Genomic DNA, 24559 nt, shown 5'->3' on the forward strand with positions numbered 1-24559 from the left:
GATCGGATTATAGGGAGCGTTGTCCCTACAGCTAGTGCGAATTCGCATGAGGTTCAAGACGCGGCAGTTCCGTGGCCCTGCGTTCGCACCTGAATGGGCCGTGGGAGGCCGAGACCCTCCAAAGAAACGCTGGACGCCATGGCCAGGGCCTCGACCCCGGAGGCCAATGCTGCCTGGAAGGCGGCCGCATACGCAGGGTCGATATCGTCGGCCCAGCGCGAGGCCTCCGCATCGCCCCGTTGGACGAAATAGACCATGACGGCACGCGCCCCGGCCGCCACCATGGTGGAGAGTTCGCCCAGGTGCTTGGCACCCCGTGCCGTCACCGAATCCGGGAATTCGGCCAATCCGGCTTCCCGCATCAGATGAACGTTCTTGATCTCCACATAGCAGGGCGGGCGGGTTTCATCCTCGAGCAGGATGTCGATCCGGCTGTTCGTGCCATAGCGGACCTCGCGGCGGATGGAGGCATAGCCGGATAGCTCCGGAATGAGGCCCCGTTCGATGGCGGCGGCCACCGCCCCATTGGGGCTCGACGTATTGATGCCGACAAGCGCCGGACCCCGGCCGAGATCGACCTCGATCAACTCCCAAGAGAAGGCCAGTTTCCGCTTCGGGTTGTTCGATTTCGACAGCCAAACGCGCGAGCCGGGCTCCGCGAGCCCCAGCATGGAGCCTGGATTGGCGCAGTGAGCCGTGACCGTATCTCCGGTGAGGAGCTCAATATCGGACAGGAAGCGCTTGTAGCGCTTGACTAGCCGGCCTTCGACGAGCTGGGTTGGAAACCGCATGAGCATGGGGAAACCTAGAAAGGCCGCCCCGTTGCGGCAAGCGTCCTATCGGCGCCGTCCCCACTAGACACGTGCCCGAACTTCCCCTTCACTCCCGGCCATGAGCGAGGAGACGCAAAGCCCCGATACGGTGACGGCCGCGCTGATCGTGATCGGCGAGGAGATCCTCTCGGGGCGTACGATAGATACCAACACACCCTATATCGCCGCCCACCTCGGCAAGGCGGGGATTGCGCTGCGCGAAATACGGGTGGTGGCCGATATCGAAGCCGAAATTGCCGACGCCGTGAACGCGTTGCGGCGGCGCTACTCCTATGTGCTCACGACAGGTGGGATCGGCCCCACGCATGACGACGTAACCACGGATGCGATCGGGCTGGCCTTCAATGTTCCGGTCGGCATCAACGACGAGGCGGTGGAAGCGATGCGCCTGCAATACCGTCCTGAGGACCTGACGCCGACCCGACTGAGAATGGCGCGCATTCCCGAGGCCGCGCTCATCCACAATGCGGTTTCCCGTGCGCCCGGCTACATGATCGAGAACGTTATCGTCATGGCCGGCATTCCGGCCGTGATGCAGGTCATGCTGGACGAGGTTCTCCCGCGCCTTGCCAAAGGACGCCCGTTAAGGGCGCGCGCGGTGCGGGTGAACGCACCGGAGAGTGAAGTGGCCACACCGCTCGCCGCACTCCAAGCAGCCTATGCCGACGTGCAGATGGGCTCCTATCCCTTCGTCGAGCAACGGCGCTACGGCACCTATCTCGTGCTTCGTTCCGTGGACGACGAAAGGCTCGGCGAAGCCCTCGAAGCCCTTTGGGGCATTATCAGCGAGCACGGTTTTACGGCCAGCCAAGTCGACGAATCTTAACGCCGGCTGGCCAGGCGGTACATTCCGAATCATTTTGGGTGCTGAGGCCCTAGCTTCAAAGCTGTGGAAATTTTTCGCGCTCGAGGCCGTCCAAAGAGCGGGCCGGGCCATTTTTTGACACGCGGCCCCAAGCGATTCGGACCGGCGTGGCCGCCGGGAAGTCCGACGTCTGCGCTTTTTCCAGGACGGCTCTGTCCTAGATGACTCGATCCTATCACAGGTAACAGACGCGCGGACGCGCGCGGAACGGTTCGAAATACACTGCATACGGAATAATGTGCTTGTCGTAGGCAGTGAAGCGTCGATGCAAACGGCGGCGACAACAATCTGCGACGAAGGAGGGGTAGCTGCCAGCTCTACCCGGCCGGAAAGCTTGAGAATATCAGTCCGTAGACAGAGTATCGCTGGGTTCTAATGCCGGGCAGACCTGCGCAGAAAGTCCGTCACGGGAGGCCGTGAGTCAGCATGGCGGGACTGAAACCGAGGCGCGGCGCAACCGCGGGGCGGTGCCCCTAGGCGCCATGGTGCGACGCCCATAACCCATTGATTTTACGCAATAAAAAAGGCGCGAGGAGCATTGCTCCCGCGCCTTTTTGCGATGCTGTCGCGAAGGACTAGGCCCTTTTGGTGGCCCTCTTTTTCGCCGGCGCCTTCTTCTTGGCGACCCGCTTCTTCGCAGGAGCCTTCTTCTTCACAGGCCGCTTCTTCGCAGCCGTGGTCTTGCGCACGGTTTTCTTCTTCGCCGGCGCTCTCTTCTTAGCGACGGTCCTTTTCTTGGCGACGGTTTTCCGCTTGGCCGACGCCTTCTTCTTTGTTGCGGTCTTCTTCTTCGCTACTGCCATTTCTAGATCCCTTCCTATCGGGTGGCTGGCTAATCGGATGACACTAAAACTACACCCTAACTACACCCGCTCGTCGATCCGCACGTATCGCATTTCAGACACGTCCCGTTTCGGACGAGGGTAAAGTTGCCGCATTCTCCACATGCTTCCCCTTCATAACCCTTAACGCGCGCTTCGGCGACGAGCGCCGATGCACCGCGTTGGGCCAGGGCTTCGACAGCCAGCGCCACATGTTCGACCGTGCTGGAAGACGTCGTGTCGAGCGACGCGGTCGTCGGACCGGCCGTTTCGGTAAGCGACTCTTCCTCATCGTCTTCGCTAAGAGCTTGCACCCGCGCCGTTGCGGATTGCGCATCGCCCGCCGCGGCGCGTTCGCCGAGCCGTCCCCGGGTGAAGCCGGGAGAGACGAGCAATTCGGGGCGCTGCTGGCCCTGGCCGGCATCGGCCGATCCAACGGTGGTGCTTCCAATTTCGTTAGGATCGACATGCGCCAGTTCGAAACGGCCGAGATAGGACACGGCCAGTTCACGGAACAGATAGTCGAGAATGGACGTGGCGTTCTTGATGGCCTCGTTGCCGCGCACGGGCCTGCCGGTTCGAAACGGGTGAAGGTGAAGGCGTCGACGAACTCGTCAAGCGGCACGCCGTATTGCAGGCCGACCGACACCGCGATGGCGAAATTGTTCATCAGCGATCGGAAGGCGGCGCCTTCCTTATGCATGTCGATGAAAATCTCGCCCAGACGGCCGTCGTCGTATTCGCCGGTCCGCAGATAGACCTTGTGACCGCCGACCACGGCTTTCTGGGTATAGCCCTTGCGGCGATCCGGCAGACGCTCGCGATCCGCCGAAGCGCGTACACGCTCGATCACGCGCTCGACGATGCGCTCGGTGACGACTGTGGCGCGCTGGACTGCGGGCTGATCGGACGCGACCGCCGCCAGCACTTCGTCCTGCTCGTCCTCGTCCTCGGACAGAAGCTGGGCATTCAGCGGCTGCGAAAGCTTGGAGCCGTCGCGATACAGGGCGTTTGCTTTCAGGGCGAGACGCCAGGACAGGAGATAGGCCGCCTTGCAGTCCTCGACGGAGGCTCTCGTCGGCATGTTGATGGTCTTGGAGAGTGCGCCGGAGATGAACGGCTGCGCGGCCGCCATCATCCGGATGTGGCTTTCCACGGACAGGTACCGCGTGCCTTTGCGCCCGCAAGGCGAGGCACAGTCGAACACCGGCAAATGCGCGGGGTCGAGACCAGGCGCCCCTTCGAGAGTCATCGCACCGCAGGCATATTCGTTCGCGGCGTCGATGTCGGCCTTGGCGAAGCCGATTTCGGCCAGGAGGTCGAAATCGGGCAGATCGAGTTGCTCCGCGGTAAGGCCAAGCGTGCCGACGCAGAAGTCCTCCCCAAGGGTCCACTTGTTGAAGACGAACTTGATGTCGAAGGCGGATGAGACAGCCTTTTCGACCACGTCCAGCTTCTCAGGTGTGAAGCCTTTCTCCGCGAGGGCCTCGAGATTGACGCCGGGGGCGCCCTCGAGCGAACCGCGGCCGACGGCATAGTCGATGATCTGCTTGATCTCGGCTTCGTCATAGCCAAGCGCTTCAAGCGCCTGAGGCACCATGCGGTTGATGATCTTGAAATAGCCGCCGCCGGCGAGCTTCTTGAACTTCACCAAGGCGAAGTCCGGCTCGATGCCCGTCGTATCGCAGTCCATGACGAGCCCGATCGTGCCCGTGGGCGCGATAACGGTGGCTTGAGCGTTGCGGTAGCCATATTGGCGTCCAAGCTCCAGCGCCTGATCCCAGGCCCGCATGGCGTGGGTGAGGAGGCTCGGGTCGGGGCAGGCGGCATGGTCGAGCGGCACCGGCGGTGTCGACAGCTCCTCATAGCCATGCTGTTCGCCCCGTGACGCCCGCGCATGGTTGCGGATGACCCGCAGCATGTGCTCGCGGTTCGCCTCGTAGCCGGGGAAGGCCCCGAGCTCGCGGGCCATCTCCGCGCTCGTGGCATAGGACACGCCCGTCATGATCGCGCTCAGCGCGCCGCCAATGGCCCGGCCTTCGTCGCTGTCATAGGGGATGCCGGAGGCCATCAGAAGGCCGCCAATATTGGCGTAACCCAGTCCCAGCGTCCGGTACTCATAGGACAGCTGCGCGATCTGACGTGACGGGAACTGCGCCATGGTGACGGCGATTTCCAGCACGAGCGTCCACAGCCGGATGGCATGCTCGTAGCCTTCGACGTCGAAGCTACCGTCCTTGGTGCGGAAGGCCATGAGGTTGAGCGAGGCCAGATTGCAGGCCGTGTCGTCGAGGAACATGTACTCCGAACACGGATTCGAGGCATTGATCGGGCCCGCGCTGGGGCAGGTGTGCCAGTCGTTGATGGTCGAATGGAACTGGATGCCCGGATCGGCGCAGGACCATGCGGCATAGCCAACCTGGTCCCAAAGCTCCCGCGCCTTCACCGTCTTCGCCACGCCGCCGGTCTTGCGCAGGATCAGATCCCAGTCGCCGTCCTCCTCGACGGCGGTCAGGAACTCGTCGGTGACGCGTACGGAGTTGTTCGAGTTTTGGCCCGCGACCGTGCGGTAGGCCTCCGAATCCCAATCCGTGTCGTAAGTGGGAATCTCGAGTGACGTGTAGCCCTGGCGTGCGAACTGAATGATGCGCCGGATCATGCTGTCCGGAACCTTTGCCTTGCGTGCAGCCTTGACCTCGCGCTTCAGTGCCGGGTTCTGCTTGGGATCGAAACAGCCGTCATTGTCGCTGTCGCAGTTGACGCAAGCCCGCAGCACCGCGTTCAGACGGTCCGATAGAACCTTGGAGCCGGTGACGAGCGCGGCAACCTTCTGCTCTTCGTGGACCTTCCAATTGATGTAGGACTCGATGTCCGGGTGATCCATGTCGACCACCACCATCTTGGCCGCCCGGCGCGTCGTACCGCCGGACTTGATCGCGCCGGCGGCCCGGTCGCCGATCTTCAGGAAGCTCATCAGGCCGGAAGACTTGCCGCCGCCCGACAGGGGCTCGTTCTCGCCGCGCAGCGACGAGAAGTTGGTCCCGGTGCCCGAGCCGTATTTGAACAGGCGCGCCTCGCGCACCCACAGATCCATGATGCCGTTCTCGTTGACGAGGTCGTCTTCGATCGACTGGATGAAGCAGGCATGGGGCTGGGGATGCTCGTAGGCGGACTCGGAGGCCTTCAGGATGCCGGTCTCGAAGTCCACATAGTAATGACCCTGGCTCGGGCCATCGATGCCGTAGGCCCAGTGCAGGCCCGTGTTGAACCATTGCGGGCTGTTGGGCGCGCCCATCTGCTTCGCCAGCATGTAGCGCATTTCGTCGAAGAAGGCCTCGGCGTCGTCTTCGGACGAAAAGTAGCCGCCCTTCCAGCCCCAATAGGTCCAGGTGCCCGCCAAGCGGTCGAAGACCTGCCGCGCGTCGGTCTCGCTGCCGAACCGATCGGCCTCCGGCAGCGCTTCCATCGCGTCCATATCGGGCACGGAGCGCCACAGCCAAGAGGGGACCGAATTCTCTTCGACGCGCTTCAGCTTCGCCGCGACGCCGGCCTTGCGGAAATATTTCTGAGCCAGAATGTCAGCCGCGACCTGGCTCCAATGGGTCGGGACCGAGAAGCTCTCGAGAGCGAACACGACCGATCCGTCCGGGTTCTTGATCTCGCTCGCACTCTCGCGAAACTCGATACCGGTGTAAGGAGATTGCCCCCGCTCTGTAAAACGTCGTTGAATCCGCATCTTAGCTCATGCCCCTTTCGTGAATTTCGGCCCCAAATCGTGCATCAGTGCGAACTTTCAGACTGATCCGATTCGAAGGCGCCCTCAACCGCGAGCATCAACATATTGATGTTGAGAGGTTGAAATATACTAAACCCTGTGGGCACGTGGATGTATAGTATGTGGATAGCCGGTGGATAAGCTGCAAGCACCGGCAGGGAAAACCGCCAAGAATCCGTCATTTGGCCCCTAGGGCACTGCTCGGGGTCGACTCGGCGCCCGCGTCTTCCAGCAGTGCATAACGTGTTGACGAGGCCACGACATATGGGGGTCGGGCGGTGGCCGTGGCGCAGAGCAGGGCACAAATCGCGGGCCCACGCGGCCCTTCGTCCGCTGGACAGGGGCCCTGTGGGCGGGCCATAGTCCCTTATAGCGCACTGCACAAAATCGCGGCTGGGACGTGCGCATCCAACGGTGAAGGCTGACGATGGGATTCTTCAGTGACTTGTTTACCTGGTGGCACGGCGACACGCTGGGCACGCGGCTCTATACGTGGCGCAAGGGCGAGCGCGTCGGCGAGGACGGGCTCGGCAACGTCTACTACAAGGAGCGGAACGGCACGCGCCGCTGGGTGATCTACAAGAACCTCTCCGAGGCCTCGCAGATACCGCCGGAATGGCACGCCTGGATTCACTTCATCACCAACGAGCCGCCCACGGACGAGGACTACAAGCCCCGGCCCTGGGAGGAGGCGCATCGGCCCAACCTGACCGGAACGTATGAAGCCTACCGGCCGCCGGGATCGGTCATGCGCCCGCGTGTGCAGGAGCAGCCGCTGGATTACGAACCCTGGTCGCCGGAATCCTCGTAAGGCAATCCTCGAAGACGAGTTCCTCGAAGCCAAGTAATGCACGGACCCATATCCGATTCCCTTGAGGCTCATGCGGGCCCCCGCATGCTCCAACGCTGGTCTGCCTCCGACTTCGCGAAGAACGGGCAGTTCATCCAGGACATGGCCGGTCCCATCTTCGCGCTGCTCGCGCCCAAACCCGGTGAGCGGATCCTGGATCTGGGCTGCGGCGACGGCACGCTGACCGCGGAAATCGAAGCCGCGGGCGCCGACGTGCTCGGCGTCGACAACAGCGTCGAGTTACTGGCGGTCGCCCGCATGAAGGGCCTCTCGGTGAAGCGTGCCGATGCCCATGAGCTCGACTACGTTCAGGAGTTCGACGCGGTGTTCTCCAATGCGGCGCTGCATTGGATGCAAGATCCGGCCCTCGTGATCGATGGCGTCGCGCGGGCGCTCCGTCCGGGCGGCCGGTTCGTCGGAGAGCTTGGCGGTCATGGCAACGTCGCCGCCATCGCCACGGCCTTGCGCGCCGTCGTGAAGGCGCGCGGCGGCGACCCGGCCCAAGCGGTGCGCTGGTACTTTCCAACGATGGAAGAGTATGGCGCGTTGCTGTCGAGCCACGGATTCATCGTTCGGGACATGGCGCTCGTGCCGCGGTCGACGCCCCTCAAGGGGGACATGCAAGGTTGGCTCGGAACCTTCTGCCGGTTCTTCTTCGACCGGTTCGAAGAGCCGGAGCGCAGAGATGTCCTGGAGGAGGCGCTGGAGCTCTTGAGACCCTCGCTTTGCGATACGCAAGGCCGCTGGACGGTCAATCACATCCGGCTTCGCTTCAGCGCGGAGCGCAGTCCGAGTTAACAAACGCCTAGGAAAGCTGGGGCATCTATGTCACACCGTTGCCTCAATGATCGCCCACGCGTGTCGTGAGTAGCGGTGTCGCTCCCGCCGGCAAGATTGGCTCAGGAGCGTTACTAGTCGCGATCCTGGGGGCGGAAGCGAGCGAAGAGATGGGCATCAAGGGGAGCAATAGGGGACAGCGATTGGCCGGCCGCGCCGCTTTGGCCGCGCTTGCAGCCTGTACGTTGGCTCTCCCCGCAAGCACCGCTGTCGCCGCGCCGGTCGAGAACGAGACGGCCGTCTTCGCAGCCTTGGACAAGGTGACGGGCCGCATTCAGCATCTCGAGATTCCGATCGATCAGACCGTCGAGTTCGGTGCCCTGAGGGTAACGCCGCGCATCTGTAATTCGCGCCCGCTCACCGAGAAGCCCGATACGGCGTCCTTCGTCGAAGTCGACGAGGTAAAGTTGACGGGCGAACAGCAGCGCATTTTTACCGGCTGGATGTTTGCCGAAAGCCCAGGCCTTCACGCGGTCGAGCACCCTGTGTTCGATGTCTGGCTGACGAAGTGCAAGGATCCGATCGGCGGTCCCCCGCCCGAAAGCGCGGAGACCGAAACCGAAGAGGCATCCGAGGAAGCAGCTGCCGCCGAACCGGCGCCTGCACCGGCCGCGCCGCCTGCAGCGGCTCCGCCGGCCCGTCCCGCCGCGCCGCCACCGGCTGCCCGGCAGCAGCGGCCGCTCCTGCCTTGGCTACAACGCTAACGTCGCTGCAGTGCTAAGAGGAGCCCGGCGTTGATGCGCCGCTGACCAGGTCCAGAATCTCGGCCGGATCCGTATCGGCGGGCAGGGCACCAAACGAAGCGGCAGCCATATCCCCGTCATCACCGCTACCGCTGCCCGCGCCGCAGTCCAAAGCCTCTTCCAGAAGCTGCTGAAAGACCTGCCGGCTGATCTCCATTGCGCCGAACTGCACGAGGTGATCGGTGATGAACTGCGTGTCGAGCAGGGTGAAGCCGCCATATTTTAGGCGTGCGACCAGATAGACGAGTGCAATCTTGCTGGTGTCCCGCGCCCGGGAAAACATGCTCTCACCGAAGAACGCCCGGCCCAGATGGACACCGTAAAGCCCGCCGGTCAGCATGCCGTCCTGCCAGACTTCGACCGTGTGGCAGTGGCCGAGAGCGAAAAGCTCCCCATAGAGGCTGCGAATGCGACTGTTGATCCAGGTACTCCGGCGGCCGGATCGCGGCTCCGCGCAGCCGTCGATCACCGCGTCGTAGTCGTTGTCGATTCTGACTTCATAGCCGCCACGGCGGATTGTCTTAGCGAGGCTCCTGGAGACGTGGACCGCGTCCAGCGGCAGGATCCCGCGGCGCTCGGGTTCGATCCAATAGAGCGCGTTGTTGTCCGCGCTTTCCGCCATCGGGAAGATGCCGCACGAATACGCCTTCAGCAGAACCTGAGGCGTGATCTCGATCGTGACGTCGTCCAGAGAAGTCATGACCCAAGAGTCCCCGACGCGGGCGCATCTGGCAAGTACCTGTCCGGTGGCAAGGGCCTGTCCGGCAGTGCTGCGCCGAACGCTTGGCTTGCGTAACGCGGATTAGCGCTCGCCGTTCGGCGCCAAGTGATCCTCGAGCCAGTGGATATCGTAATGGCCGTTGACGATGTCCGGCTCCTGGATGAGCGACGAGAACAGGGGAATGGTCGTCTCGATGCCATCGACCACGAATTCTCCCAAAGCCCGCTTGAGACGCATCAGGCACTCATTGCGGTTCCGAGCGTGCACAATGAGCTTGCCGATCAGACTGTCATAATACGGGGGGATGGTGTAGCCCGCATACGCGCCTGAATCGACCCGGACTCCAAGGCCGCCGGGCGGATGGAAATGGGTGATGGTGCCCGGAGAGGGCCGGAACGTCAGCGGGTTCTCCGCATTGATGCGGCACTCGATGGCGTGGCCGTCGAAACGAACATCTTCCTGCTGGATCGTCAGAGGGGCGCCTGAGGCGATGCGGATCTGTTCGATCACGAGATCGAGCCCCGTGATCATTTCGGTCACGGTGTGCTCCACCTGAAGCCGCGTGTTCATTTCGATAAAATAGAATTCGTTGTTCTCGTAGAGGAACTCCACGGTTCCGACACCGCGGTATTTCAACTTGCGCATGGCCTTTGCCACGATCTCACCGATCCGGACGCGCTCGCTTTCGTTCAGCGCGGGCGAGGGGGCCTCTTCCCAGAGCTTCTGGTGCCGCCGCTGAATGGAGCAGTCGCGCTCGCCCAGATGAATGGCGTTGCCGTTGCCGTCGGCGAGAACCTGCACCTCGATATGGCGAGGTTTGCCGAGATACTTCTCCAGATAAACCGTATCGTCGCCGAAGGCGGCGCCGGCTTCCGTACGGGCCGTGCTGAGGGCCGCCTCGAGTTCGTAGTCGAAATGGGCCAGCTTCATGCCGCGGCCGCCGCCGCCGGCGGACGCCTTCACCATCACCGGGTATCCGATTTCCTCGGCGACTACCTTCGCGGTCTCGAAGTCGGAAATGGAGCCGTCCGATCCGGGCACGACCGGAATGCCAAGGGACTTTGCCGTCTCCTTAGCTCTGATCTTGTCGCCCATCACCCGGACGTGCTCGGCCGTCGGGCCGATAAATGCGATGCCGTGCTCCTCGAGGATTTCGGCGAAACGGGCATTCTCGGCCAGGAAGCCATAGCCGGGGTGAACGGCATCGGCGCCCGTGATCTCGCACGCCGCGACGATCGCGGGAATGTTGAGATAGCTCTCCTTGGCCTGCGGCGGGCCGATACAGACGCTCTCGTCGGCGAGGCGCACATGCATGGCATGCGCGTCGGCGGTCGAGTGGACGGCGACGGTGGAAATGCCGAGTTCTTTGCAGGCTCGCTCGATGCGAAGCGCGATCTCTCCCCGGTTGGCGATCAGGATCTTGTCGAACATTTCTGTCTGGCTGTTCCTACTCGATCACGACGAGGGGTTCGCCGAACTCGACCGGCTGTCCGTCCTCGACGAGAATTGCCGTGACCTTGCCGGACTGAGGCGAGGGGATGTGGTTCATCGTCTTCATCGCTTCGATGATGAGAAGCGTCTGACCCGACTTTACCGAGCTGCCGATTTCGATGAATGGCGCCGCTCCAGGCTCGGGAGAGCGATAAGCGGTTCCCACCATAGGTGAGGAGACCGAGCCCGGATGGGCACCCGCGTCCTCCGACGGCGCGCGGCGCTTCGGCTCCGCATGCTCCACTGCGGCTGGTGCAGGCGCAGCAGCCACGGCCGCTGCCGTCACATTGACGTTGCGCGCGACGCGGAAGCGGCGTCCGTCGATTTCGATCTCGATTTCCGTAAGGCTGGTTTCATCCAGAAGCGTTGCGAGCTCCCTGATGAGGTCCGTATCGAGGCTTCCCCCGTCTTTTGTCATTGGCGTCCTTTCATGGTCGTCGTCCCCTCAGGCATCGGAAATCGCGGAGGCCAAAGCCTCGATCGCGAGTTCGTAGCCAAGGCCACCGAAACCGCAGATTACCCCCTTCGCGGCCCCGGAAATATAGGATTGGTGGCGGAATGGTTCGCGCTTGAAGATATTCGATAGGTGAACCTCGACGACCGGCACGTCGCAGGCAAGCAATGCATCGAGCATGGCTATCGAGGTGTGGGAATAAGCACCCGCGTTGACGATGAGGCCAGCCCCATTGGCGCGCGCCTCCTGAATCCAGTCCACGAGTTCGCTCTCGCCGTTGCTCTGCCGGAACTCGACCGCAAGGCCCAGCGCATCGGCCTTGCGGACGCAGCGCTGCTCCAAATCCGCCAGGGTCTCGGTACCGTAGACCTCGGGTTCGCGAGTCCCCAGCAGGTTCAGGTTCGGGCCATTCAGGATGTAGATTGGCTTGGCCATGGTGAATTCCCGGTAGGCGATCCAGGGCTGACACGCCCCAGCCTGCAGATTCAGACAGAGCCGCGCGTGAAACTGGCGAAATGAAGTGCGGCAGCGGGCCGTTTATCAGCTTTTTGGAACTTGAGCAAAAACCGTTGAGCCCCCGACGGGCGCTCCGGCTCCGCGGGGACCCGTACCCGGCTTCAGACCGGCCGTCAGCAGCTGGTCTTACAGCCCTCTTTCCGGATGACCTCGACGTTCTCGACCAACTGGTCATACAGATCGTCCGGCGCGCCCGGAATAGTGCGGTCTCCGATCAGGTAGAGCGGGGTGCCCTGGAGTCCGAGACTCTGCGCCAGCGCATAGGCTTCGGCGAGGCCATCCGCGACCTCCTGGCCCTCCATGTCCTTCTCGAGCTGAGGCACGTCGAGCCCGAGTTCGTTGGCGATCCGCAGGACCTTCTCCTTGTTGGCCTTGCCCGGCTCGCTGAAGAGCTTCTGGTGCATCTCGAGATATTTGCCCTGCATCTTGGCGGCGAGGGCTCCCTTGGCTGCATCTTCGGAGTCCCCGCCGAAGATGGGGAGTTCCTTGAAGACGACGCGGACCTTGTCGTCATTGTCCGTCAGCTTCATCACGTCCGGCATCGCACGGCGGCAATAGCCGCAATTGTAGTCGAAGAACTCGACCACGGTGACGTCTCCATCGGGGTCGCCGGCCGTGAAGGACTTGTCCGAGCGGAACAGAGCGTCGGCGTTCTCGCTGATGGCCTTGTTCTGCTGCTGATCCTGCTCTTCCTGCTGGCGCCGGTCGAGTTCGGTCGTCATGGCGACGAGGATCTCGGGATTCTTCGTGAGATACTCTTGGACGACGTCTTCGATGGCCTTCTTGTCGGAGATGCCACCCGCGAGACTGGCGGTCGCGGCGCTGTCGCGCCAAACGATAAGGACGGTGGCGGCGCTCACAATAGCGGCGACGACCGCTGCGACGAGGGCGGTGGCCAGGCCAGTCTTAAAGGTCATACTGAGGTCTCCGAAAGTTTGCGTGGGCCCTACGCATCATTTTTTGCGTTCGGGCATTTTGAAATCGAGAATGTCTTGGGCGCGCAGCCATTGCGGCGTGCCGCCCGGTAAACCGTCTTGTGCCCTCTTGGCCATCATCTGGGCCTCGCGCAGGCGTCCTTCATAGAAATAGGCCTCCGCGGACGCAAGCGAGGCACGGGCCAGGAAATTCTGCCGCGCGCCGGAAGCCTGAGCTTGATCGCCCTTGCGGCCGTACGCCATCGCAAGTTGACGGTAGCCCATAGCCGATTGCGGTTCCTGCACCAAGGCTTTCTTCAGGTTGCGGATGACCTCGTCGAGATAGCGCTTGTCTTCGGTGCTGAGCATGGCTTGCGCCAGCATGATCTGGATCAGCGCCTCGTGGGGGGCGAGCTCCACGGCCTTCCGCAAAGGCTCGATAGCTTCCCGGCCCCGGCCGCTTTCGAACAGAAACTGGCCTTTGGTCTCATAGAAATACGGCCATCGCGGCTGGGCCTCGATCAGCTCATTGAGATACGGCATGGCGGCGTCACGCCCGACTTCCGATAGGTCGCGATCGCGCGGGCATAGGTGGCCGCCAGGGTATCGTCGCCCTTGTAGCGGTTCAGGGACGCTTCGGGCTTCTCCAGGAAGCCGGACAGTTTGGCGCGCATGAGGTCGTGCCGGTACTGAAGCTCCGGCGGATCTTTGACGTCGTAATAGGGGCTCTGTTCCACCAGGGTCCGAAGTTGCGAGATACGCGTCTGCGGGAGTGGGTGGGTCATCAGGTAAGGATTGATCCCCTGAATGCCCCGCATCTTGTCTGCCAGCACGTCGAAGGTCTCGATCATGCCGCGTCCCGATTGGCGCGTCGCGTTCAGAAACGTCATGGCGGCTTGGTCGGCGGAGGATTCTTCGGTCTGGCGGTATGCCAGGAAGCTGCGCATCGCCGCATCGGTGCCGCCGGCCATCGCACCCATGCCGAGCTGGCCCGCAGACGGAACGCCGGCGAGACTTCCGCCGATCGCCGCGGCCAAGCCCAGAATCTGCAGCGCCATGGCCGTCGATTTCATTTGCGAAACCTGCGAGCGCAATCGCGCCAAGTGACCGCCGGTGATATGGCCGGTCTCGTGCGCGATGACGCCGATCACCTGGTTCGGCGTATCCGAAATCATGAGCGTTCCGGCATGCATGAACATGTTGTGGCCATCGACGACGAAGGCGTGAAGTTCTTGTCGTTGACGAGGTGGATCTTGATGTTCTGAGAGCCGAGACCGGCGGCTCGGAAGATCGGTCCCGCGTATTCGCGGATCAGCGCCTCGGTTTCGGCGTCGCGAATAATACCGCCGGCGTTCGCGACGCTGGGCGCGACCAGTCCTGCAACCAGGGTCGCCGTCAGCGCCAAACGCGACAGCGGTGGTCTGCGTCGGGAAGAGGGCTCTGCCGTGAGTTTGGCCAGGGTCGGCATGATGGACGTGATCGTATTGGCTCGGCTGTTTTGCGCAAAGACGCTGTTTTATTTTGCCTCACGAGGGGGCTACGTTGGCACGCCGTTAATGGCCCCCGCCATTGCCAAGTTCGTTTTGCTTGGGGCCTGATTACGGCGACAACGTGACACCCGCCAGCCCGCTATCCATCAACAATGCGCGAGGAGCGCAAGCCGTGAGCAGTCCGTCCGAGTTTTCATCGTTACCCCGGCCGCCGGCTGCAAGCCGCCAGATCGATCCGTTCATCGTCATGGACGTGATGCGCGAGGCGAACCGGCGCGAGGTGGCCGGCGAAGACATCATCCACATGGAGGTGGGACAGCCCGCGACGCCGGCGCCCCGCGCGGCCCGCGAACGCGTCGTGCAAGCCATGGCGGAGCACAATCTCGGCTATACGCTGTCGCTCGGACTTCCGGAGCTGCGGGAGCGGATCGCGGCCTATCTCGAGGCGCGTTACGGCGTCGACGTGGGGCCGGAGCGCATCGTCGTCACGGCTGGTTCGTCCGCCGGCTTCGTGCTGGCCTTTCTCGCCGTGCTCGACCATGGCGACAGCTTCGGTTTGCCGTCGCCGGGCTATCCCTGCTACCGCCAAATTCTGAAAGCGCTCGGGTTTCGTCCGCATCTGATCGAAACGTCCGGCGCCGGACGCTGGATGCCGACGGTGGCTGATGTCGAGGCGCTGGGGGCTTCGGGCGCAGCGGGCTTGCTGCTTGCGAGCCCCAACAACCCCACCGGCACCATGACGCGGGGCGCGCGCCTGAAGGAGCTGGCCAAGACCTGTGCGCGGCAGGGCCTCTGGCTGATTTCCGACGAGATCTATCACGGCCTCGAATATGAGGCGGCTGCGGAGACGGCGCTTGCCTATTCGGACTCCGCCATCGTGGTGAACAGCTTCTCGAAGTATTTCAGCATGACCGGCTGGCGCGTGGGCTGGCTCGTCGTACCCGAAGCCTTGACGCGGACCATCGAGCGGCTGGCGCAGAACCTCTATATCGCGCCGCCCACGGTGTCTCAGGTCGCAGCGCTTGGCGCCTTCGACGGCATCGACGAACTCGAAGAGATCAAGAGCCGCTATGCGCGGAACCGTTCGCTCCTGCTGAACGAACTGCCGCCTGCCGGGCTCTCGAACGTTCTGCCTGCAGACGGCGCGTTCTACCTCTACGCCGATGTCCGAGATTTGACCGATGACAGTGCGGCGTTCGCGCAAGCCATGTTGCGAGAGATCGGCGTCGCCACGACGCCGGGGATGGATTTCGATCCCGAGCGAGGACGGTCTTATCTCCGGCTGAGCTATGCGGGGGCGGAGCGCGAGATGCGCGAAGCCGCACGGCGCATCGCCGCGTGGCTGAAGACGCGCTGACGCCGGGCTTGCAGGCAGTCGTCGCAAGAACAGACTCGCCGCATGGGACACGGCGCAAGACAAGAAAAGAGGCGCCCGAAGGCGCCTCTAATACGGCCTTGCTCTGAAGCGATCGGCTAACTCTAGCCGCGCGACCACCAGCCCTTGCGCTGGGGCACGGGCTCCTTGTCGCCCTCGCTCTCGATGCGAATTTCGGGCGCGGGCTCGGACGCGACCGGCTCGTCACGCGACGATGCGATGCTGAGCGCGGGTTCCGTCTCGCGCGCCGGGGGCTCGGCCTGTTGTTCGGCGAGATCCTCGTCTGGCTCGTCGGCGTTTGTCTCGGCAACATACCCGCTGTCCGAGACCTCACGAACCGGCGTGTCCTCGGAAGTGGTGTCATCCGTTGGCGCGTCGTCGCCTTGCTGGTCATCTTCCCGCGTTTCCGCATTGAGCGCGGCAACGGGTGCAGCACTTTTGTCGGCGGTCTCCGCGTCCGCGGAGTCCGTCTCGGCGTCGGCGACGGCCTCGTCACCTTGGCCATCCTGCTGATCGGGCGATTGCTCCGCGGCATTGCGCTGACCGCGTCCGCGTCCGCGTCGGCCGCCACGGCGGCCTCTGCGGCGTGATTTACGGGGCTGCTGCTCGGAATCGCCCTCAGCTGCTTCGTTGTCCGAACCGCTGGCCACGGCTTCGTCGTCCTCGGACGACGCCTCGCTCGTCTGGCCCTCAGTGTCGCCATCACTTTCGCCGCGGCCACGGCCGCGCCGGCGCGCGCGAGCGCCGCTTGCCGGACTCGCCGTCGCCGTCTTCGGATTTTGCACCCTCTTCGCGATGATGCGCCCAATCCATATGGATCACGGCGCTGTCGCCGGTTGCCGGGCCGCCTTCCGTCGATCGCTCGATGACGAACTGCGGAATATGGAGGTCCTTGTCGGCCTCGACGGTGATGGGCACGCTGTAACGTGCTTCGATGTCCTTCAGATGCGCGCGCTTCTGATTGAGAATGTAGAGCGCAACATCTACCGCGGTGGTGGCACTCAGCGGCACGACACCGTCGGTGATCAGGCGGTCTTCGATCGAACGCAGAATGTCGAGCGCGACCGACTCCACCGAGCGCACGATGCCGGTGCTTGGCACATGGCGCAGGCATTGGTCGAGCCTTCCAGAACGCCGGTCCGCAGGCGCTGGCGTGACATCTCCAAGAGGCCGAAGGCGCTGATGCGTCCAACCTGGATGCGCGCCCGGTCGTTCTTCAGCGCGTCTTTCAAGCGACGTTCGACTTGCCGGTTGTTGCGCCGCTCATCCATGTCGATGAAATCGATCACGATGAGACCTGCCAGGTCGCGCAAGCGCAGTTGCCTCGCGATCTCTTCGGCCGCTTCCATATTGGTCTTGAGCGCGGTGTCCTCGATATTGTGCTCGCGGGTTGCCTTGCCCGAGTTCACGTCGACGGCCACCAAGGCTTCGGTTTGGTTGATGACGATGTAGCCGCCGGACCGGAGCGTCACTTGCGGTGAGAACATCGCCGCCAATTGCCGCTCGACCTGATACCGGATGAAGATCGGTTCGGGCTCCTTGTAGGGCTTCACGTTCTTGGCATGGCTCGGCATGAGCATGCGCATGAAGTCCTTGGCCTCCCGGTAAGCGTCGTCACCGGCAACCAGAACCTCGTCGATATCCTTGTTGTAGAGATCGCGGATCGAGCGCTTGATCAGGCTGCCTTCCTCGTAAACGAGGGCAGGGGCCGTCGAACCCAAGGTGAGATCGCGGACCGTCTCCCATAGGCGCAGGAGGTAGTCGTAGTCGCGTTTGATTTCGGTCTTGGTCCGCTGGGCGCCGGCCGTGCGGATGATCAGCCCCATTCCTTCCGGCACCTCGAGTTCGCCTGCGATCTCGCGCAGACGCTTCCGGTCCGTCGGTTGGGTGATCTTGCGGGAGATACCGCCGCCCCGCGCCGTATTCGGCATCAGGACCGTGTAACGACCCGCAAGAGAAAGATACGTGGTCAGCGCTGCGCCCTTATTGCCGCGCTCTTCCTTCACCACCTGAACCAGAATGATCTGGCGGCGCCGAATGACTTCTTGGATCTTATAAGGACGGCCGCGTCTGCGGCGAGCACGTTCGGGCAGTTCCTCGAGCGCATCCTCTGAGCCGACCGACTCGACGCGATCCTTGGCTGACCTGCGGCGGCTGCCGCGCTCGTCGTCGCCGTCGTCGTCTGTGTCGTCATCGTCATCGGACTGGTCGTCGTCGAAATCCTCGTCGTCGTCGTCGGAATCCTCGTCCGAGTCTTCGCCGTGATCGGTGTCCGCATCGACGTCGTCTTCGTCGGCCGCGTCCTCGTCAGTGGATTCCGGCTTACGTGCCTCGACGGCATTCTCGTCAGATACGTCTTTGCCCCGCGGCGCCTCATCGGCGTCGCCAGCCTCGGCATCCTCTTCCTGGGCCGGGGGCTCGGCGGGCTCGGAGACTTCGTGAGTTAGTTCAGAGGCCTCTAGTTGGATGTCGGAGCCGTCATTGTCGTCGCGCGGCGTCGTATCGACTCGTCATCGTCGTCGAACTCGAATGTGGCAATCGGAAGCGCGTCCGCGGGGGATGCTTCTTCGTCTGCCGCCGTTTCCTGCTTGCGAGTCTCTCTACGAGGTTCGCCACGACCGCGGCCACGGCGCCGGCGCCCGCGCCGCGTCCGCCGTTCGACGCGGCGTCGTCCTCCGCAGCCTCCTCGGCGGAGGCGCGGCTTTGCTCGGCGGCCTCCTCTTCGAGGAGCGCTTGGCGATCCGCAACCGGGATCTGATAATAATCAGGATGAATCTCAGAAAATGCCAAGAAACCGTGCCGGTTTCCGCCGTAATCGACGAACGCGGCTTGGAGAGACGGCTCTACTCGCGTGACTTTTGCGAGATAGATATTGCCTCTTAGCTGTTTTTTACTTGCGGATTCGTAATCAAATTCCTCGACACGATTTCCCTTTACGACGACCCGGGTCTCCTCCGGATGCGCCGCATCGATAAGCATCTTGTTTGCCATGTTGTATGTTCTCCGCCGCGCGGCGTTCGGCGGTGAACGGCGTCAGCCGTTTCGCCGGGCCCGGGCCTAAGGGCCGCGCGGACCTAATGTCAGTCGTCCATGAATCCAGGCGATGCCCCGCCGAGAGCCCGTCTGCGGGGCTTCGGGGAGCGGACTGTGTCAGCCGCCGAGCATAAAGGGGCAATGGGAAAGCACCGTGATTACGGTAGCTTATCTGGCCGCCCTGACTCTGCATCGCGATTTCCTAAGTGGCCGCAATTAAAACGCTGCGGCCCGTTCTGTGCTAAGGCGGCACATATTCCTTTAATTGCCGCCGCATTCCTGCGTCAGAGCCGCTTTTTCTAGGCCCGACGCGCCAAATTGGTTCTGCCCGTCCCGCCGATCAGCGTCCAAGGGCTTCAGACTCATTGACATGAGTCACCCACTATTAGGGTGTTGCCGGGATATTTGGCAAGTGCCGTCAGTCAGATCGGCCCTCCGTCACAACGGACGCTTAACCAGGCGTGGTTAATATTTGGGTCCTATCGAGGACCGAGTTTGGGCACCACGTGGCCGCAAAAAGGTCCCCGTAGCCGCTCAACGTGAACGAAACGGCGCTCGTCGCGTTTGGTGCGCAAGGTGGAGTTCGAGTAGGTCAAGTAGGACGAAATGCGCATCATGCGACACTTGGCGGGGAGAGCACTGGCGTTGCTTCTGGCGCTCCCCATCGGAGTCCTTGCGTTGGCGGCCGCGAGTCAATCCGCAATGGCCGAGCGCGGAGCGGTCGCGCAAGACGCGCGTCTCGCCGGGGACCGCGAGCGCACACGGTTCATTGCCGACCTATCCAAGAAAGTGGATGTGAGCGTATTCGCGCTCGGCAATCCCTACCGGGTGATTGTCGACGCTGCGGACGTCAGCTTCCAGATGCCGGACGGAATCGGGAACGAGCAGCGCGGCCTCGTCACGGCCTTTCGCTACGGCTTGTTCGCACCCGGCAAGTCGCGCATCGTTTTGGATATCAGCGGTCCGTTCTTGATCGATCGCTCCTTCGTGCTCGGCGCGCGCGACGACCAGCCGGCGCGGCTTGTAATCGACCTCGTGCCGACGGACGAGAAGACCTTCCTGGCAAAGCAGCAGGAGCAGCGCAGCAAGGCGGCGGAGTCGGACCCAACCCCCGTTCCATTGGCCATTGCGCCGTCGGGCGATGAAAAACCCGTCGTGGTCTTGGATCCCGGTCACGGTGGTGTCGATCCTGGCGCCAAGAGCGCCAACGGGGTTCAAGAGAAGGACGTGGTTCTGGAGTTCGCCAAGCGGCTGAGGAAAAAACTGGAGGCCACGGACCGCTATCACGTCTTCATGACGCGCGACGACGACACGTTTCTGCCGCTGAAGGAGCGGGTCAAATACGCCCGGGAGAAGGGCGCCGGCTTGTTCATCTCACTTCATGCCGACTACTTTCCGACCGAGATCGACGACGTGCGGGGCGCCACGGTCTTCACGCTCTCCGAGGAAGCGAGTGACGAAGAGGCGAGAGCCCTGGCCGCCAAGGAGAACTTCTCGGACGCGATTGCCGGTGTGGAGCTTCCGAAGGACTCCGACGAGGTCGCCACGAATATCCTGATCGATCTGGCCCAGCGCGAGACCAACAATCGTTCGGTGGTAATGGCCCGTTCCATCGTGGGAGAACTGGCCGCCAAGGGCAGGCTTCACACCAAGCAGTTGCGCTCCGCAGGCTTCCGGGTTCTCAAGGCGCCGGATGTCCCGTCGGTCCTCTTGGAACTCGGCTTCCTGTCGAATGAGGAGGACGAGAAACAGCTCACCTCCGAGGTCTGGCGCGAGCGCATGGCGGGGGCCATCAGCGCCGCGGTCGACAATTATTTCAAGAAGCGCCTCGCCCGGGCCCCGTTCTAGCGCTCGCAATCCCCGGATTCCACGGGACTATTGCGTTTTGTTGCCATATTCTTGGTTAGGTTGAAGTTGGGAATCCCGCCGGTTTGGCAGGCGGGTCAAAATAGTAGAGCTCACATGGACATCACGGCACCGGTAAAGCCCCCTAAACAGGGGAAAAAGAAGAAGCGCGGCGGGTTTTTCCTGCGGCTCTTGGGCTTTGTCTTTGCCGCGTGCATGATCCTGTCTATCGCTGTCGCGGGCGCGGTCGCCTTTGTCCTGTGGAAGGTGTCCCAGGAATTGCCCGACTACGAGAATCTCGCCCGGTACGAGCCGCCGGTCATGACGCGTATTCACGCCGATGACGGACGCCTCATTGCCGAGTATGCGCGGCAGCGGCGCATCTACGTTCCGATCACGGCGATTCCGAAGCGGGTCATCGATGCGTTCCTGTCCGCCGAGGACAAGAATTTCTATCAGCATGGCGGCTTGGATATTCAAGGTATCGTTCGCGCGCTCGTCGCCAACCTCAGCGCCATGCAGTCGGGTGGCGGCGGCAAGCAGGGCGCTTCGACCATCACCCAGCAGGTCGCTAAGAACTTCCTGCTCACGAGCGATCAGAACATCGAACGCAAGCTGAAGGAGGCGATCCTCGCTATCCGTATCGAGCGTGCCTTCACGAAAGACCAGATCCTCGAGCTCTATCTCAACGAGATCTATCTCGGCGGCGGCGCCTACGGCGTCGCGGCCGCGGCGCAGCGCTATTGGGACAAGGCGCTCAACGAACTCACGCTGGAAGAGGCGGCCTATCTGGCCGTGCTACCGAAGGCGCCCAGCCGCTACCATCCCATCAAGCACCAGAAGCGTGCTCTTGCCCGCCGTAACTGGGTTATCGACCGGATCGTCGAGAACGGTTATGCGACGCCTGAAGAGGGCGAGGCCGCCAAGGCAAAACCGCTTACCGTCCTTGCCAAAAGATACGGCCCGCGCATTCACGCCTCGGAGTATTTCGCCGAGGAAGTCCGCCGCGAAATTCTGGACCGTTTCGGGGAAGACAAGCTCTACGGCGGCGGGTTCTCGGTCCGCACGTCGCTCAATCCGCGCATGCAGGCGATTGCGCGCGAAGCGCTCGTGGATGGGCTGACGCGATACGACCGCGCCAACGGCGGCTGGCGCGGCCCGGAAAAGAAGATCGAGATCTCGGGAGACTGGGGCAAGACCCTCGCCGACATTCCGGTGTGGAGCGATATCGAACCATGGCGGCTCGCGGTCGTCCTCGAGGTGAACAACAACGACGCGAAGATCGGGCTGCGCCCTGGCCGCGACAAGCAGGGCCAGTTGCTCACGGAACGTGAGACCGGCACCATCCCCGCAGCGCAAGTTCGGTGGACCAGAAAGCCGATCAAGTCGGCCCTGAAGCCTGGTGACGTCGTCTACGTGGCCCCGGTCGAGGCAAAGCCGAAGAAGGACGACGAGGGCGAGGCGTCGGAAGAGACGGTCGCTACGACGGTACCCGGGGAATGGTCGCTTCAGCAGGTTCCCAAGGTCAGTGGCGCGCTCGTGGCGATGGACCCGCATTCGGGCCGCGTTCTGGCCATTGCCGGCGGATTCAGCTTCCACCAAAGCCAGTTCGACCGAGCCACCCAGGCACTGCGGCAGCCGGGCTCTTCGTTCAAGCCGCTCATCTATCTAACGGCACTGGACAACGGCTATGCGCCGAACAGCGTCATTCTCGACGGCCGCATCTGCGTGAGCCAAGGCCGAGGCATGCCGCCCTGGTGTCCTAAGAACTATTCCGGCGGCGGGGCTGGCCCCTCGACGCTGCGCCGGGGCATCGAGAAGTCGCGGAACCTGATGACCGTGCGTCTGTCGCGGGATATCGGGATGCCGGTCATCGCTGAATATTCGCGGCGGTTCGGCGTCTACGACAATCTGATGCCGGCGCTGTCCATGTCTCTTGGCGCGGGTGAGACCACGCTTCTGCGTATGGTGACGGCCTATTCGATGATTGCGAACGGCGGCAGGAAGGTCGAGGCGACCTTCATCGACCGTATCCAGAATCGCTACGGGCGGACCATTTGGAAACACGACAAACGCGACTGCAACGGATGCGCGGCGCGGGAATGGACGAGCCAGGCGGAGCCCGAGCTTGTCGAGGTCAATGAGCAGATCGTTGATCCGATCGCCGCTTACCAGATGGTCGGTATCATGGAGGGCGTCGTCACCTCCGGTACCGCCCGGCGTCTGGTTTCTCTCAAGCGGCCTATCGCCGGCAAGACGGGCACGACCAACAACTACAAGGACGCCTGGTTCATCGGCTATACGCCGGACCTCGTCGTCGGCTCCTATGTTGGATACGACCAGCCGAAGCCCATGGGCCGAAGCGCGACGGGCGGCGGTCTCGCGGCGCCGATTGTGAAGCAGTTCTTCGAAGAGGCTTTGGAAGGCGTGCCGCCGAAACCGTTCCGCGCGCCGGAGGGCACGGTCATGGTGCCTGTGAACCATCAGACCGGCCTGCCGGCCCGGAAGGGACAAGCGGGAACGGTCATGGAAGCATTCAAGCCGGAGCAGGTTTCCGCCTCGGCCGCCGCCGCGGCACAGGGGGCTCAGAACGGTGAAGGCGGGCAGGGAGAGTCCTTCCCGAACTATCCAGCGGCAGCCGCAGCGCCCGCCGCTGCGCAGCAGCAGGCCGCGAGCCCGCCGCCGGCCGCAGCGCCGCAGCCGCAACGCCGCCGCCAGCAGCGACGCGGGTTTTTCGGGCGCTTCTGACCGTCGCCTGAACGCATCGGCTACAATCCGATGATATGAGAGATCGCGGGCGCGGACCGGTTCCGCGCGCGCTTTTGTTTCACGAACCAACAAGACATCACGAGGGTAAGATGCGAGCCGAAACCGAGGCGCTTGTTAACGAGATCAAAGAGTCGCTCTCCTTGTTGCGGAGGCATCTTTGACCCGGACCAAGCCAGGGCACGCCTGACGGAGCTCGACCGCGAAGCCGAAGATCCGGATTTCTGGAACGACGCGGCGCGCGCACAAGGGCTCATGCGCGAACGCCAGCAGCTCGAGGCCGCACTCGCCGCCTACGACAGCATCCAGGCAGAACTCGACGACAATCTGACGCTTGCCGCGCTCGGCGAGGAAGAGGGCGACGAGAGCATCGTCACCGAGGCCGAGGACTCCTTGCGTAAGCTGCGCCAGGAGGTGCACAAGCGGGAGGTCGAGGCGCTGCTGTCGGGCGAGGCCGACGCAAACGATGCGTATGCGGAGATTCACGCCGGCGCGGCGGGTACGGAGAGCCAGGACTGGGCCCAAATGCTGGAACGCATGTACATGCGTTGGGCCGAGAACCGCGGCTACAAGGTCGAGCTGATCGGCGAAAGCCCCGGGGAAGAAGCGGGGATCAAGTCGGCAACCGTTCTGATCAAGGGGCTCAATGCCTATGGCTGGCTCAAGACGGAATCCGGGGTGCACCGCCTGGTGCGCATCTCGCCGTTCGATTCCAATGCGCGCCGTCACACCAGCTTCGCCTCAGTTTGGGTCTATCCGGCGATCGACGATGCGATCGAGATCGAGATCGAGGATAAGGACGTCCGGATCGACACGTATCGTGCGTCGGGGGCGGGCGGTCAGCACGTCAATACGACGGACAGCGCCGTGCGCATTACCCATGTTCCGACCGGCATCGTGGTTCAGTGCCAGAACGAACGGTCGCAGCACAAGAATCGCGCCACCGCGTGGTCGATGCTCCGTGCACGTCTCTACGAGGCAGAACTCAAGCGCCGCGAAGAGGAAGCGACGGCCTCAGCCGCATCCAAATCCGAGATCGGCTGGGGGCACCAGATCCGCTCGTACGTGCTGCAGCCCTACCAGTTGGTGAAGGATTTGCGCACGGGCGTGGAGAACACGAACCCGCCGGCGGTTCTCGACGGAGACATCGACGGCTTCATCGAGGCGGCTCTGGCGGAGCGGATCAACACCGACGCCAAAACGAGCGCCTAAAGGCAAATACGAAAATGA

At 63.0% G+C, this 24559-nt stretch carries 19 protein-coding genes and 2 pseudogenes; 8 read left to right on the forward strand and 13 right to left on the reverse strand.

Annotation, left to right across the window (positions count from 1 at the left end):
- Window positions 1–53 precede the first annotated feature (53 nt).
- Window positions 54–791: a DNA/RNA nuclease SfsA gene (sfsA, locus tag AUC70_RS13325; RefSeq protein WP_069445504.1), complete on the reverse strand. Its 738-nt coding sequence runs from the start codon at window positions 789–791 to the stop codon at window positions 54–56.
- Window positions 792–891: 100 nt separating this feature from the next.
- Here sfsA and AUC70_RS13330 point away from each other — a divergent pair, with 100 nt between their 5' ends.
- Window positions 892–1659 (forward strand): competence/damage-inducible protein A, encoded by a 768-nt coding sequence (locus AUC70_RS13330; protein WP_069445299.1) that lies wholly within the window; start codon window positions 892–894, stop codon window positions 1657–1659.
- A 614-nt stretch (window positions 1660–2273) separates the two neighbouring features.
- Here the strand turns inward: AUC70_RS13330 and AUC70_RS17235 are convergent.
- Window positions 2274–2501 carry a hypothetical protein gene (locus tag AUC70_RS17235; protein ID WP_069445300.1) on the reverse strand — a complete coding sequence of 76 codons (228 nt, stop codon included), beginning with the start codon at window positions 2499–2501 and terminating at the stop codon, window positions 2274–2276.
- Window positions 2502–2557: 56 nt separating this feature from the next.
- A pseudogene (locus AUC70_RS13340) lies at window positions 2558–6255 on the reverse strand (vitamin B12-dependent ribonucleotide reductase).
- A gap of 466 nt (window positions 6256–6721) precedes the next feature.
- On the opposite strand from AUC70_RS13340, the gene AUC70_RS13345 reads away from it, so the two are divergent.
- The 3 genes from AUC70_RS13345 to AUC70_RS13355 all read left to right on the forward strand — a co-directional run bounded on the left by AUC70_RS13345 (window position 6722) and on the right by AUC70_RS13355 (window position 8685).
- The gene (locus AUC70_RS13345) at window positions 6722–7105 is read left to right on the forward strand and encodes an NADH:ubiquinone oxidoreductase subunit NDUFA12 (protein WP_069445301.1); all 384 of its coding nucleotides are present in this window, start codon (window positions 6722–6724) and stop codon (window positions 7103–7105) included.
- Window positions 7106–7189: 84 nt separating this feature from the next.
- Complete coding sequence (locus AUC70_RS13350) at window positions 7190–7942, forward strand: class I SAM-dependent methyltransferase (protein ID WP_069445302.1); 753 nt, start codon at window positions 7190–7192, stop codon at window positions 7940–7942.
- Window positions 7943–8007: 65 nt separating this feature from the next.
- On the forward strand, window positions 8008–8685 hold the full coding sequence (locus tag AUC70_RS13355) for a DUF2155 domain-containing protein (RefSeq protein ID WP_342022407.1): 678 nt from the start codon (window positions 8008–8010) through the stop codon (window positions 8683–8685).
- Between the two features lie 13 nt (window positions 8686–8698).
- Here AUC70_RS13355 and aat read toward each other — a convergent pair whose 3' ends face one another.
- From aat to AUC70_RS18175, 8 genes are all read right to left on the reverse strand, one after another.
- Entirely contained in the window at window positions 8699–9424 is a 726-nt protein-coding gene (gene aat, locus AUC70_RS13360; protein ID WP_069445303.1) for a leucyl/phenylalanyl-tRNA--protein transferase, read from the reverse strand.
- Window positions 9425–9526: 102 nt separating this feature from the next.
- Complete coding sequence (gene accC / locus AUC70_RS13365) at window positions 9527–10876, reverse strand: acetyl-CoA carboxylase biotin carboxylase subunit (RefSeq protein WP_069445304.1); 1350 nt, start codon at window positions 10874–10876, stop codon at window positions 9527–9529.
- A 16-nt stretch (window positions 10877–10892) separates the two neighbouring features.
- Window positions 10893–11354 (reverse strand): acetyl-CoA carboxylase biotin carboxyl carrier protein, encoded by a 462-nt coding sequence (gene accB, locus AUC70_RS13370; protein ID WP_069445305.1) that lies wholly within the window; start codon window positions 11352–11354, stop codon window positions 10893–10895.
- Between the two features lie 27 nt (window positions 11355–11381).
- The gene (gene aroQ, locus AUC70_RS13375) at window positions 11382–11825 is read right to left on the reverse strand and encodes a type II 3-dehydroquinate dehydratase (RefSeq protein WP_069445306.1); all 444 of its coding nucleotides are present in this window, start codon (window positions 11823–11825) and stop codon (window positions 11382–11384) included.
- 194 nt (window positions 11826–12019) lie between these two features.
- Window positions 12020–12823 carry a DsbA family protein gene (locus tag AUC70_RS13380; RefSeq protein ID WP_069445307.1) on the reverse strand — a complete coding sequence of 268 codons (804 nt, stop codon included), beginning with the start codon at window positions 12821–12823 and terminating at the stop codon, window positions 12020–12022.
- 36 nt (window positions 12824–12859) lie between these two features.
- The gene (locus AUC70_RS16465; RefSeq protein WP_083241579.1) at window positions 12860–13363 is read right to left on the reverse strand and encodes a tetratricopeptide repeat protein; all 504 of its coding nucleotides are present in this window, start codon (window positions 13361–13363) and stop codon (window positions 12860–12862) included.
- Entirely contained in the window at window positions 13342–14019 is a 678-nt protein-coding gene (locus AUC70_RS16470) for a M48 family metalloprotease (RefSeq protein ID WP_244505630.1), read from the reverse strand. Before AUC70_RS16470 ends, AUC70_RS16465 begins: the two co-directional genes overlap by 22 nt.
- A complete protein-coding gene (locus tag AUC70_RS18175) occupies window positions 13992–14288 on the reverse strand; it encodes a hypothetical protein (protein WP_244505631.1) in 297 nt (98 codons plus the stop codon). Before AUC70_RS18175 ends, AUC70_RS16470 begins: the two co-directional genes overlap by 28 nt.
- Before the next feature lie 269 nt (window positions 14289–14557).
- Here AUC70_RS18175 and AUC70_RS13390 point away from each other — a divergent pair, with 269 nt between their 5' ends.
- Window positions 14558–15667 (forward strand): pyridoxal phosphate-dependent aminotransferase, encoded by a 1110-nt coding sequence (locus tag AUC70_RS13390; RefSeq protein WP_069445506.1) that lies wholly within the window; start codon window positions 14558–14560, stop codon window positions 15665–15667.
- A gap of 122 nt (window positions 15668–15789) precedes the next feature.
- On the opposite strand, the gene AUC70_RS13395 is transcribed toward AUC70_RS13390, so the two are convergent.
- A complete protein-coding gene (locus tag AUC70_RS13395; protein ID WP_141702132.1) occupies window positions 15790–16335 on the reverse strand; it encodes a prolipoprotein diacylglyceryl transferase in 546 nt (181 codons plus the stop codon).
- Between the two features lie 235 nt (window positions 16336–16570).
- Window positions 16571–18676, reverse strand: a pseudogene (locus AUC70_RS13405) (Rne/Rng family ribonuclease); the annotation flags it as partial.
- A gap of 744 nt (window positions 18677–19420) precedes the next feature.
- On the opposite strand from AUC70_RS13405, the gene AUC70_RS13425 reads away from it, so the two are divergent.
- From AUC70_RS13425 to prfB, 3 genes are all read left to right on the forward strand, one after another.
- Window positions 19421–20566 (forward strand): N-acetylmuramoyl-L-alanine amidase, encoded by a 1146-nt coding sequence (locus tag AUC70_RS13425; protein ID WP_244505632.1) that lies wholly within the window; start codon window positions 19421–19423, stop codon window positions 20564–20566.
- Window positions 20567–20680: 114 nt separating this feature from the next.
- Window positions 20681–23311, forward strand: a complete 2631-nt coding sequence (locus AUC70_RS13430; RefSeq protein WP_083241582.1) for a penicillin-binding protein 1A — start codon at window positions 20681–20683, stop codon at window positions 23309–23311.
- Window positions 23312–23421: 110 nt separating this feature from the next.
- Window positions 23422–24541 (forward strand): peptide chain release factor 2 gene (gene prfB / locus AUC70_RS13435; RefSeq protein ID WP_425283605.1). Its coding sequence is split into 2 segments (ribosomal slippage): window positions 23422–23487 and window positions 23489–24541, totalling 1119 coding nucleotides; the frame shifts between segments, so codons are not numbered across the junction.
- Window positions 24542–24559 lie beyond the last annotated feature (18 nt).

The sequence above is a fragment of the Methyloceanibacter stevinii genome (assembly GCF_001723355.1).
In the GTDB taxonomy this organism is placed as follows: domain Bacteria; phylum Pseudomonadota; class Alphaproteobacteria; order Rhizobiales; family Methyloligellaceae; genus Methyloceanibacter; species Methyloceanibacter stevinii.

Excerpts from the sequence above, each read along its gene's own strand:
- sfsA (WP_069445504.1), bottom strand. The coding sequence starts at position 791 with ATGCGGTTTCCAACCCAGCTCGTCGAAGGCCGGCTAGTCAAGCGCTAC.
- AUC70_RS13330 (WP_069445299.1), top strand. The coding sequence starts at position 892 with ATGAGCGAGGAGACGCAAAGCCCCGATACGGTGACGGCCGCGCTGATC.
- AUC70_RS17235 (WP_069445300.1), bottom strand. The coding sequence starts at position 2,501 with ATGGCAGTAGCGAAGAAGAAGACCGCAACAAAGAAGAAGGCGTCGGCC.
- AUC70_RS13345 (WP_069445301.1), top strand. The coding sequence starts at position 6,722 with ATGGGATTCTTCAGTGACTTGTTTACCTGGTGGCACGGCGACACGCTG.
- AUC70_RS13350 (WP_069445302.1), top strand. The coding sequence starts at position 7,190 with ATGCTCCAACGCTGGTCTGCCTCCGACTTCGCGAAGAACGGGCAGTTC.
- aat (WP_069445303.1), bottom strand. The coding sequence starts at position 9,424 with ATGACTTCTCTGGACGACGTCACGATCGAGATCACGCCTCAGGTTCTG.
- accC (WP_069445304.1), bottom strand. The coding sequence starts at position 10,876 with ATGTTCGACAAGATCCTGATCGCCAACCGGGGAGAGATCGCGCTTCGC.
- accB (WP_069445305.1), bottom strand. The coding sequence starts at position 11,354 with ATGACAAAAGACGGGGGAAGCCTCGATACGGACCTCATCAGGGAGCTC.
- aroQ (WP_069445306.1), bottom strand. The coding sequence starts at position 11,825 with ATGGCCAAGCCAATCTACATCCTGAATGGCCCGAACCTGAACCTGCTG.
- AUC70_RS13380 (WP_069445307.1), bottom strand. The coding sequence starts at position 12,823 with ATGACCTTTAAGACTGGCCTGGCCACCGCCCTCGTCGCAGCGGTCGTC.
- AUC70_RS16465 (WP_083241579.1), bottom strand. The coding sequence starts at position 13,363 with ATGCCGTATCTCAATGAGCTGATCGAGGCCCAGCCGCGATGGCCGTAT.
- AUC70_RS16470 (WP_244505630.1), bottom strand. The coding sequence starts at position 14,019 with ATGTTCATGCATGCCGGAACGCTCATGATTTCGGATACGCCGAACCAG.
- AUC70_RS18175 (WP_244505631.1), bottom strand. The coding sequence starts at position 14,288 with ATGCCGACCCTGGCCAAACTCACGGCAGAGCCCTCTTCCCGACGCAGA.
- AUC70_RS13390 (WP_069445506.1), top strand. The coding sequence starts at position 14,558 with ATGGACGTGATGCGCGAGGCGAACCGGCGCGAGGTGGCCGGCGAAGAC.
- AUC70_RS13425 (WP_244505632.1), top strand. The coding sequence starts at position 19,421 with ATGGCCGAGCGCGGAGCGGTCGCGCAAGACGCGCGTCTCGCCGGGGAC.
- AUC70_RS13430 (WP_083241582.1), top strand. The coding sequence starts at position 20,681 with ATGGACATCACGGCACCGGTAAAGCCCCCTAAACAGGGGAAAAAGAAG.